Source organism: Lactobacillus gallinarum, from assembly GCF_002160635.1.
Lineage (GTDB): Bacteria > Bacillota > Bacilli > Lactobacillales > Lactobacillaceae > Lactobacillus > Lactobacillus gallinarum.
On sequence record NZ_NFKZ01000045.1, the window covers coordinates 1 to 10,045 of the forward strand.

A 10,045-nucleotide genomic window follows, 5' to 3' on the forward strand; every position below is an offset into this window, starting at 1 on the left:
CATCAACGAGTTACTAGAAAGTTGAGGTATAACTCATGAAACAGACATACAAGCGCCCTAAACCTAACCAGGACATCAGAGACGCTATAAAAAAGAGTCCAGTTTTTACTTATGAAGTAGCTGAGGCTTTAGGAATCAGTGCAAACACATTTCTTTTACACCTTAGATATAAGTTAAGCCCAGAAGAACGCGGGAAGATCATGGCAGCAATCGCTAGACTATCAAAGAAAGTCGAAGGCAGCGCTCATGAATAACAAGATGATGGAGGCTGCACTCGACTACCAACAAAGAGGTTTTTATGTCGTCCCTATTGAACCTGGAGCAAAAAATCCAGCTATTCCATTTAAGGACAAGCCAGCACTCTCCAGGGACAAGATCAAAGAACTATGGACTAAGAACCCTAACTACAACATCGCACTACGTACGGTTAACCATTTTGTTATTGATATTGATAGCCCAGCACACACAGGCAGCAAAGAGATTGACGGCTTTAAATCATTAAAAACAATACCTCGTGAGCTTCTTTTACCTACCTACTCAGAATGGACCGCTTCGGGAGGTATGCACCTTTACTACTACAAGCCTAAAAACTTCGACTTACACCCACTTCAAATGCTGGACCTACTACCAGGAATTGATATTAAAGCTCACCCTAATAACTACGCATTAGTAGCACCTAGCAAAAAAGGTAAAGGCAATTACACCATATATAAAGACGTGCCTATGGTTATCGCACCATATGGACTTATAGATCATCTTCAAAAAATCTACAATCAGAGCAAGGGACTTCGAGCAACAAGCAACTATAAAGCACCATTAGCTAATAGTGACTTCGTGGCGAGTTCCTGGACTGGCAAGTTAATTAATGAAATTGCACAGTCGTATGAAGCAGGTAATCGAAATAACACCATCGCTTACTTAACTGGCAAGCTGCTAAGGGCTGGAGCTGACCCAGAAGCAATTTTAATTATCTTACAAGATGTAAACCGTAGATTTTTTAGAACGCTTAGTAGCGGTAAACGAGTACCAGCGCCACTTACATTTGATGAAATTTCAAAAACCTTTAGTAGCATTTTGAGAAGTGAGGTATCAAAGCATGACCACAAATGATAAAGGCAGTAATCCCGAAGAAGTAAAAACTGTCATTCAATTTCAAAGAGAGCAGATGAAACACAAAAATGCTCGTCCAGATTGGATTGAATATGACCAAAAGACAGGCAAGAAATCAGCTTCAATCGCAAAACTAGGCGAGTATATTTACAATCAACATAAAAATGAGTGGCTGCTCGTTCGAGATGGCAAAGACAACGAGTTTTGGACATATCGCTATAAGGAAAACAAAATCACAGATACCAGTGAGGCTACTGTTAAGCAGAAGGTGTGGCAGCTATCCAGCCTAGATGAAATTAAACCCTTTGTTCATAATCAGTTAAAGAACCATAAGTTATGGACAGCCAAACGAGAAAAAGACACACTTACTTATATCAATGGTGAACTTCTCAACAATATCAAGAGCAAAGCTGACACCATCGAAAGAATTGAACCTCACAAGATTTTAACAGTTGATGGTGTGCTATGTTTTGACCTGGCAGGAAATATTCATATCGAACCTAACAGTCCTAAATATTTCTTCACTGATTTTGCTACATTCTCAGTACAGAACGCACCAAAAAAAGCCTCACAAACTGATAAATGGTTTAACGAGACTTTCAGCACAAGCGCATTAACTTTAAAGCAATATATAGGGTATATGTTCTTCCCAACTTACCAATATTTCCAGGCTTACATCATCTTGTTAGCTTCTGGAGGAGATGGAAAGAGTACCACTCTTAACTTTATTAATAGTTTACTACCACCGAACGAAGTAAGCCACATTTCATTGCAATCTTTAACCGCCAGTGAGAAGAACAGCAAGAACTTTAGTTTAGCTGGATTAAGAGGCAAGCGACTTAACACTCGAAATGATATTACTAACGATTTTATCCAGGACGCAAGTATGATTAAGACGCTCACAGGTAATGACCCTATTTACGCAAGCGTCAAATTTCATGAAGATACCAGTTTCATCAACCATGCTAAGTTAATGTTTGCTTGCAACGACTTACCAGAGTACCGCGACATCTCAAAAGGTTTTGCCAGACGTGGCTATATTATCACTACTAGAGGTATTAAGGGCTTTGATAAAAAATACAATCGCAGTGAAATTTTAAAAGAGCGTGGAGCATTTGTAATTGAATGTATCAAAGCATTTTGTGACCAGATCAAAGACCAGCAGCAAAGGGCAGACATCAAAGAATGGCAACTCTATCAAGACGAGCAAACCATCGAAAATAGACAAATCTGGAATACAGAAAACGACCAGGTACAGTTATTCTTAAATGAACGTGCCTTACCTAAAGGTGAAGTACCATCTGACTTCAAAAGAAAGTATGATACCACTTATAATGCTTACACCGAATGGACATTCCAGAGTGGATTAAAAGCTTTAAGTAAGACTAAGTTTAATAGACAGTTACGTGAGAAGGGGTATAAATCTGCCAGAAGTAAGAACTCCCGCTATTGGCTAGGCTTAAAACTAAAAAGTGATTCTGGAACAACGCCAAAAAGGTGACAGAATTTTAAAAGGTGACAGAATTTTTTAAAAAACTGTCACCCAGCGTAAGCCCTTGAGGCTCTAGGGACTTGCGCTTTTTTTGTAAGATGTTGGTGACAGAATTTTTTAAAACTGTCACCCTCGGAGAGCGTTGAGGCTCTAAGGATTAAGTATATTTTGGTGACAGAATTACTAATATTTTTAAGTTAGTTATGTATATATTATAAAAAGAGCCGTTCTCCTACATATACATAAAGAACTACTAACTTTTTTAAAAAACTGTCATTTCTGTCACCCGACCGTGGCAAATCCCTACGGGGGCAAGCAAAGCCAGTGGTGACAGAATTAAAAAAAACTGTCATCAAAGCTGAGAAAATCACACAATCGAAGAAGGCGTAACTCTTAGAGCTGCAAGGAATTTTAAGAGGTGACAAAAAGGTGACAAAAAAACTGTCACCCCCTCTAAAAACTGTCACCCCCTTATATCAAATTAAAGGACAGTAAGACATGGAAAAAGTAACAATGGATGACTATGGAGTGGCAGATACTACTCACGTTTACTATTACACCTTAGTAAGAGACGCATATACCAACGAAGAACACCGCGCCCAGAACAAAAAAGACTTAGAGCAGAAGATCGCAAAAGGACTGGTATTTTCATTCAGAGAAGTTACAAGTAAATTTTATTTTATTAACAAGAATAAGCGCAGGAGGACAAGATAATGGAACAATTACTTACCGTTACGAAAAAAGCAGAAGTTTATTCAACTGATGAAACAGCGGACGCGACAGGACTGGATAAAGTAGATTTCATTAATGTAAAGACAGATAAAGGCAAGCAGCTACAAGTAAAGCGGTCAAACATAGCCCAATGGTGGGAAAGAGACACTGAAACTAACGACCTACTAGTTATAGGCAAAAATGTACCTCCAGCTTTTTATCCAGGTGACGATAAGTCCGCAGAAACAATTCAAATGCGAGGACTATTCCAGGAACTACTCAAAGACAGCATAGGCACAATTCAACCTCTTAACGAGTTCACATGTGAGCCAGGCGGTAAGATTATCAAAATGCCTAACTACAGAGCAGAAGAAATAAAAGACCTCATGGAGTTTGATAAAGAGAACGGTGAAATTGATGATTTTAGACACTCATGCAAGTATTCAAAAATAGCCTATGTTTGCTGGCTTACTAGAGCGGATTATGAAAAGGACCTACCAAAAGAAAAACATGATGGGAAAGAAAATTACATTGATTACAGAGAAATAAGCATGAAACACGCTCTATATCTTAAGGGAGAGAGCTTTTATAAGCTTAACAACAAAGGGAAAATCTACGCTTACTTAGAAGTATCAACAAGAATCTATGTACCAGATCACTCTCTAATAAATTTGTAGCTGGCAGCAAACCACCGTGGAACAAATAGAGCTATCCAGCTAGTGTTATTTGCTAGTAATGACACTAGCAGCAATGTTATTAGATCAAGCCCCACGCCAGGTGGTAGTGTCATTATTGAAAATAGAAAAGTAATAACATTAGCAGGCGTGAAAAGCCTTGAGGGAGTAGCAATCCGCTACGCCCTTTTTTGATGCTCAAACCTGAAATTACTAGTATTGTGAAACAGTTTCATCCCTCCCAGGGGATGCACTATTACAGTGCTTTGAACAGACAACAGTTAGAAAATACAAAAAATATTTAATTTTTACTAGGATAGATCGATTTAAAAGAAGATCATGTGTAATCATAGGTGGCTGGCTTAAAACCGCTTAGAAATGAAAATAGAGGGGAATCTGAGCAAGTGTTTCATAAAACCCTATGTGAAAATTCAAAATAGGACAGAGGTATCAAAACTCTATAAGCCAGAGTATACAAAAAAGCTCAGCAATTTTGCTGAGCGTTCTAAGTGATATAGAGTATAAAAAATGATGTGTCTGGATTAAAGCACTACCCAACACGGTTATTATTATACTACATTTTTACACAAAACTTAAATTACATAATTAAATAATTGTGTATAGTGAATAGATAAAAACAAAAATGCTTGTTATCGCAATGATAGCAGGCACTTTAGACAAGTAATTTTTATAAATATTGTTTGATACGTGATTTAAAATCTAAACAATAATATTTACAATTTATATTTTACATCATTATACACAATAACACAAAAATGTAGTAATATATGTGTGTAATTAAGTATAAATTTAATACTACAAAAATACATAAAGCGAGGTGTGATAATTATGGACACTGGAAAAGAAATTACAAATATCCAGCCAACGTTGAGAAATCCACAAACCGATGTAAATACCCTTAGTTTACCCTTAGATCAAAACAGCCTTAATGCAATGTTTGAGGACTTCGTAAAGTTAATAGATGCTTCACCTAACACCATAAGGACTTACTCAATATCATTGCGCCAATGGTTTAAGTATTTACGTGAGAACCAGATCACACAGCCCAGCATGGACACTGTATTTGAATACAGAGACGCGTTAAGAGCAGCAGGTAAGAAAGAGACGACCGTACAAAATTACATCATCGCTGTTAAGCAGTTCTTCAAATGGACAGAAGCGCGCCAACTCTACCCGAATATCGCAAAATATGTGAAAAGTGAAAAGCTAAGTCGAAACTTTAAAAAGGACTATCTAACATCAAAGCAAGCTAAGAAAGTGCTGGCAACCATTGACCGCTCAACTCTTACTGGTAAGCGTGATTATGCAATGCTAGTGCTTATGTTAACGATGGGGCTTAGAACTATCGAAGTAGTACGAGCAAACGTTGAGGACATACGTAATGTAGGAGACAATACAGTTTTATATGTGCAAGGTAAAGGACACCAGGACAAGGACGACCTTGTAAGAATGCCAGAACACGTAGAAACAGCGGTACGTGAGTATTTGAGTGTTAGAAAATGTGATGATTTAGCACAGCCGCTATTCACTAGCACCAGCAACCGCAATAAAAATGGTCGCATGACTACCCGTTCCATTAGAGGTATCGTGAAAAAGATATTCCGCAAAGCTGGACTAGATAGCCCACGATTAACGGCTCACTCTACCAGACATACGGCAGCAACTTTGAGCTTATTAAATGGAGCGACACCTATTGAAACACAGCACCTTTTAAGACATAGGAACTTGCAAACGACCGAAATCTACGCTCACAATATCGATGCTTCAAAGAATCCAGCCTCACAGGACGTGGATAGAGCGCTATTTAGTTAACTGAGAAAGTGAGAGAGTATGAAATCTAAAGTAATTACTATAACAAATCAAAAGGGAGGCACTGGTAAAACCACGACATCGCTATTTCTAGCCTATGGACTGGCAGATCGTGGCAAACATGTGCTAGTAATCGACCTGGACCAACAAGCAGATGCTACTTTTAGTTTATCCCAGGGTAGACAATACAATGGCAGCGGTAAAACCTCGTTTGAGTTGCTGACAGGAGAAACGGCTGCAAAAGATTGTTTAGTACCTATTAACTTGTTGATTGACTTAATCCCAGCGACAAAGCAACTTGCACAATTAGATGTCGCACTGGCTCAAAACAATATGTACAGAGCGGATTTATTAAGGGACGCTATCAAGTCAATCAAGAGCAAGTATGATTATGTTTTGATCGATACACCACCAGCACTAAGCATTCTAATTACTAATGCTTTAACCGCATCAGATTATATGGTTATTCCAACGCAAGCGGATTTATACAGCATAAAAGGACTGGCAGACCTAGCCCAGACTATCCGCCAAATCAATAATAAGAAACTCAAAGTAGCTGGTATTCTGATTGATCGATACAACGCGCGTACCGTGTATTCCAAAGTAGCAGCAAACTTGTTAAGCCAGGGAGCAGCGACCCTTAAGACAAAGGTATTTGACACAAAGATACGTGAGGCAATCGTAGTGAAAGAAGCGGAGCATCAATTCAAATCGATTTACGATTACAGCAAGCGAGCTGGAGTTACTAAAGACGCAAACAATTTTGTAGATGAATTACTGGAGGTTATCCAAAATGACAAGTAAAACAAAAAACTTTAATTTAGATGTTAGTGACATGTTTGCAACAAAGGACACCCAACAAACAGAACCACAGCAGAACGCCAGATCACATACAAAGACTGAGAGATCAAAGACGGTCAATCATTCAGCAAAAAGAGTGAACTCGACCACAGAAACGCGTTCTCAGCGTAAACAATTCTTATTCACTAAAGAGACTAGCGTAAATATGAAAGTATTAGCTATGAGTAAGAAAGTCAGTGTCAATGAAATGGTGAATGAAGTTATGGAGGACTATATCAAGAAACAATTCAAGAAAAATCCAGAAGTAAAGAGCCTGGCTAGTAAAATCTTAGAACTAGAAAGAAACTAAATAAAATGAGTAACTACGAAGAAATTTTTAACCAAACATTGCAGTATTAACTACAGGAATATTAGCTCTAATTACTGACAGTATGGACGATAAGGTAAAATTGCAAAAACTACTCAGCTTTATTAGCAATAAGCAAAGCAGCGACCCTAAATTTGAGCAGCACTACTGGGAATTAGAAAAGAAAGTACATGACTATCTAGTGTGGTCTGTTCCCTATCTTTTTTATGATGATGCTGACGACACTATCATTAAAAGAGACCCACAACAAGAAAAAGAAATACTACGTGCAGCGCAGGAGTTTTTGCCAAAAGGAGCATAGCTTATGGAAACTACCGCACACAAGATTTTTAGCAGCATCTTTAAAGAGATAGTTATAAATGCAGAAGACTTTAATAAATATAAGCAGGATTACAGCGTAGATAGTTCAGTAATGCTAAATTTAATCCTAGATAAAATTTATAAGTTAGACCCCAACGGGGAAGCTATGGAATACGTTTATAATGCAGTTTCAGATATTAGGGAACAAGATGGCAATGCTGATAAATCTTATAAGGCACTCGAGAACAGCCTAACTTTTTACCTAACAGCAGCAATTCCATTTATTTACAATGGTGAGTACAAAGAATACGACAAAGCTAGTGACTATCCTGAAACACTTAGAATTGATGAATACGAAAATGAGTTTGTGAAGCAGTGTACTCTATTCCTAATTGCTTTGAAGATAGTTAGTCAAAAAGATAATCCTAGAATTATTAATTTGATAAAGCCTAATGAAAAAACAATTACTAAGCCGCATCCCCTAGAACTAGCATTACTTGCAGCAGACACAGCCAAAAATATTTCTAATGCTCCTGACAACGCAGCAGAATATAAATTAATAATGCAAGGCTATGTTTACGCATATGAACTTCAAGAGAATTGGACAGAATTGGAACAACTCAATTTATTAGACAGTGAAGCAATGGAAATTTTGAAATTATTAGTTTCAGTATTGGCAGAATTGAAAAATAAGATTGAAGCTAAGAACCTCTCACAAGTTGCAACAGGAAAGAAAGTTCTAAATATTATTATTAAGAAACTAGGTACAACTAATTTTGAAAGTGAGACAAAAGAATATTTGAAAGGTAAATTTCTATCTTAACGGCTATTTATCAGCAAGCGGCAGCAATTTTTACTAAATTAAATCCTATTTCCACAAATAAGCATTAGCGGAAATAGAAATAGAGATAAAGGTCAATGAAATATGCAATGAATACTAATTTCAAGGCAATACGGCGGCGACTTAGCAAGCTGGAGAAAAAGATACAAGCACCATCTAAGGGGGCTGGCTTAATATATTTAAATCATGACAGCGGTAAATGGTGTTTAGCAGGGGCTAAGCAATCCTTTGCAACTAGCTCAGCAGCTATCAATCATTTTAGCAAGTCGCATAATGAAGCAACGGTGTTAATCATCGATGATATTTGATTGAAACATTGTGAGACATTCTGAGACATCGAAGCGAGGTGAGCAATTTGAGCAACAGTTCCAACAACATGAAAAAGGAAAAATACCTTAATGCACTTATGACTAGCAGCACAAAAAAAGAGGCTTACCAGGCAGCACATATTTCACGCGCCACCGCAAACCGCTTTGACAATGACCCAGAGTTCAAAAAGATGTATCAACAAAGACGGCAGAAGATAATGGAGTTCACGGGCAATCGCTTACGCCAACTATCTAGCAAGGCAGTTGAGACACTAGCACGCATTATGGACAGCGAAGAAGCAACCCCGACCGAACAGACCAGAGCCGCAAAGATCGTATTAGATAGTGCATTCCAGGTGGCAAGCCAGCAAGATATATTGGACCGTTTAGACGAACTTGAAAAAGAGGCAGCAGAACAAAATGAATCTTAAGTCAATTAACAACCGCATCAAACGTTTAGAGAATCATGGACGCAAAGCTACTGGCACTATGAAAATTGCTAGTGCCTGGAATACCTGGATAACTCTCAAAGATGGTGAGCAGTTTGAGACACTTGAGGACGCTATCAAACATGTTAAGAGTAAATACGCGTTCAATACCATTGCTATTGACCAGGTACGGCAGGTAATAGACAGTTTGACCACTGACCAGCTAAGAGAGATAGCGCGCATTTTTGGCTCAGACAATCAAGACAACGAACAGGACGAACCAGCACGACAAAAATACTATAAGATCATCTTCACACCAGGCAATGAAATAGCAGCAGCAAAGAAGAAACACCCAGAGTATAAATTTGAGCTGACCAGTTTTTCTTATGATGAAAAAAACGAGGCTATGAACTAATCTTTGCTTAAAAATATTACAGGAAAAATTCACAAGCGAGGTTATAACAGGCTATGATAAATAACCTATAGTGACCGCTTTTACTGTTATAAGCTATGATAGGTTATTATAGTTCACTATAGATTATTTCCAGACTTTGTGAAATTTTACTTGACCAAACAAGTGTGTAAAAAAATATCATCTGCGGAACCGCATCCCTCTAAGGGGATGCTATTTTTTTGCCAAAAAAATTGAGATTAATTATTTTCACAAATAGATGTGTCATTCTCTAAAAAAGTGTTCTATAATAAAAAAAGACCAGTGACAATCACTGGTACAACAATAAAATATTGATGCATAAAAAAAGCAATTAGAGTTGGAGGCTCTAATCGCTTTAGTGGAAAAATAAAGAACTTGAAAATGTTGCGTTTATAAATTTCATTCTTTATACACACCTATGTTATCACTAAAATATTACTAAAAGTAGTAAAAAAGTAAGAAAATTTGTATAAAAGTCAAATTTTTCTGTATAAATTTAAAAGTATTCTTTACAAAAGTAAAACTTTACTTTACAAAAAGCTACAAGTGATAAACAAGTATTTAAGTATAAAGAATGAGTATTTAAGCAATGTGAACTATTACATCAAGTTCTACATTGCCTTTTTTTATACATCAACGAGTTACTAGAAAGTTGAGGTATAACTCATGAAACAGACATACAAGCGCCCTAAACCTAACCAGGACATCAGAGACGCTATAAAAAAGAGTCCAGTTTTTACTTATGAAGTA

General features: G+C 37.3%; 13 protein-coding genes. All 13 read left to right on the top strand.

Going from position 1 to position 10,045, the window contains the following annotated elements; translation table 11 throughout:
* Nucleotides 1-35: 35 nt before the first annotated feature.
* Entirely contained in the window at nt 36-254 is a 219-nt protein-coding gene (locus tag B5E95_RS09655; RefSeq protein WP_087236472.1) for a hypothetical protein, read from the top strand.
* Complete coding sequence (locus B5E95_RS09660; RefSeq protein ID WP_087236474.1) at nt 247-1,110, top strand: bifunctional DNA primase/polymerase; 864 nt, start codon at nt 247-249, stop codon at nt 1,108-1,110. Before B5E95_RS09655 ends, B5E95_RS09660 begins: the two co-directional genes overlap by 8 nt.
* Nucleotides 1,097-2,611, top strand: coding sequence for a DUF5906 domain-containing protein (locus B5E95_RS09665; RefSeq protein ID WP_087236475.1), 1,515 nt, complete (start codon nt 1,097-1,099; stop codon nt 2,609-2,611). Before B5E95_RS09660 ends, B5E95_RS09665 begins: the two co-directional genes overlap by 14 nt.
* 489 nt (nt 2,612-3,100) lie before the next feature.
* Nucleotides 3,101-3,316, top strand: a complete 216-nt coding sequence (locus tag B5E95_RS09670) for a hypothetical protein (protein WP_087236477.1) — start codon at nt 3,101-3,103, stop codon at nt 3,314-3,316.
* A complete protein-coding gene (locus tag B5E95_RS09675; RefSeq protein ID WP_087236479.1) occupies nt 3,316-3,990 on the top strand; it encodes a hypothetical protein in 675 nt (224 codons plus the stop codon). The genes B5E95_RS09670 and B5E95_RS09675 overlap by 1 nt, the downstream gene beginning before the upstream one ends.
* A gap of 846 nt (nt 3,991-4,836) precedes the next feature.
* Nucleotides 4,837-5,820, top strand: a complete 984-nt coding sequence (locus B5E95_RS09680) for a tyrosine-type recombinase/integrase (RefSeq protein ID WP_206391362.1) — start codon at nt 4,837-4,839, stop codon at nt 5,818-5,820.
* 18 nt (nt 5,821-5,838) lie between these two features.
* Nucleotides 5,839-6,621 (top strand): ParA family protein, encoded by a 783-nt coding sequence (locus B5E95_RS09685; protein WP_087236481.1) that lies wholly within the window; start codon nt 5,839-5,841, stop codon nt 6,619-6,621.
* On the top strand, nt 6,611-6,967 hold the full coding sequence (locus B5E95_RS09690) for a hypothetical protein (RefSeq protein WP_087236483.1): 357 nt from the start codon (nt 6,611-6,613) through the stop codon (nt 6,965-6,967). The genes B5E95_RS09685 and B5E95_RS09690 overlap by 11 nt, the downstream gene beginning before the upstream one ends.
* A 100-nt stretch (nt 6,968-7,067) precedes the next feature.
* Complete coding sequence (locus B5E95_RS09695; protein ID WP_143437593.1) at nt 7,068-7,286, top strand: hypothetical protein; 219 nt, start codon at nt 7,068-7,070, stop codon at nt 7,284-7,286.
* 3 nt (nt 7,287-7,289) lie between these two features.
* Nucleotides 7,290-8,108 carry a hypothetical protein gene (locus tag B5E95_RS09700; RefSeq protein WP_087236487.1) on the top strand — a complete coding sequence of 273 codons (819 nt, stop codon included), beginning with the start codon at nt 7,290-7,292 and terminating at the stop codon, nt 8,106-8,108.
* Nucleotides 8,109-8,215: 107 nt separating this feature from the next.
* A complete protein-coding gene (locus B5E95_RS09705; RefSeq protein ID WP_143437595.1) occupies nt 8,216-8,434 on the top strand; it encodes a hypothetical protein in 219 nt (72 codons plus the stop codon).
* 68 nt (nt 8,435-8,502) lie between these two features.
* Complete coding sequence (locus B5E95_RS09710) at nt 8,503-8,865, top strand: hypothetical protein (RefSeq protein ID WP_087236491.1); 363 nt, start codon at nt 8,503-8,505, stop codon at nt 8,863-8,865.
* Nucleotides 8,855-9,277, top strand: coding sequence for a hypothetical protein (locus B5E95_RS09715; protein ID WP_087236493.1), 423 nt, complete (start codon nt 8,855-8,857; stop codon nt 9,275-9,277). The genes B5E95_RS09710 and B5E95_RS09715 overlap by 11 nt, the downstream gene beginning before the upstream one ends.
* The last annotated feature ends 768 nt before the right edge of the window (nt 9,278-10,045 follow it).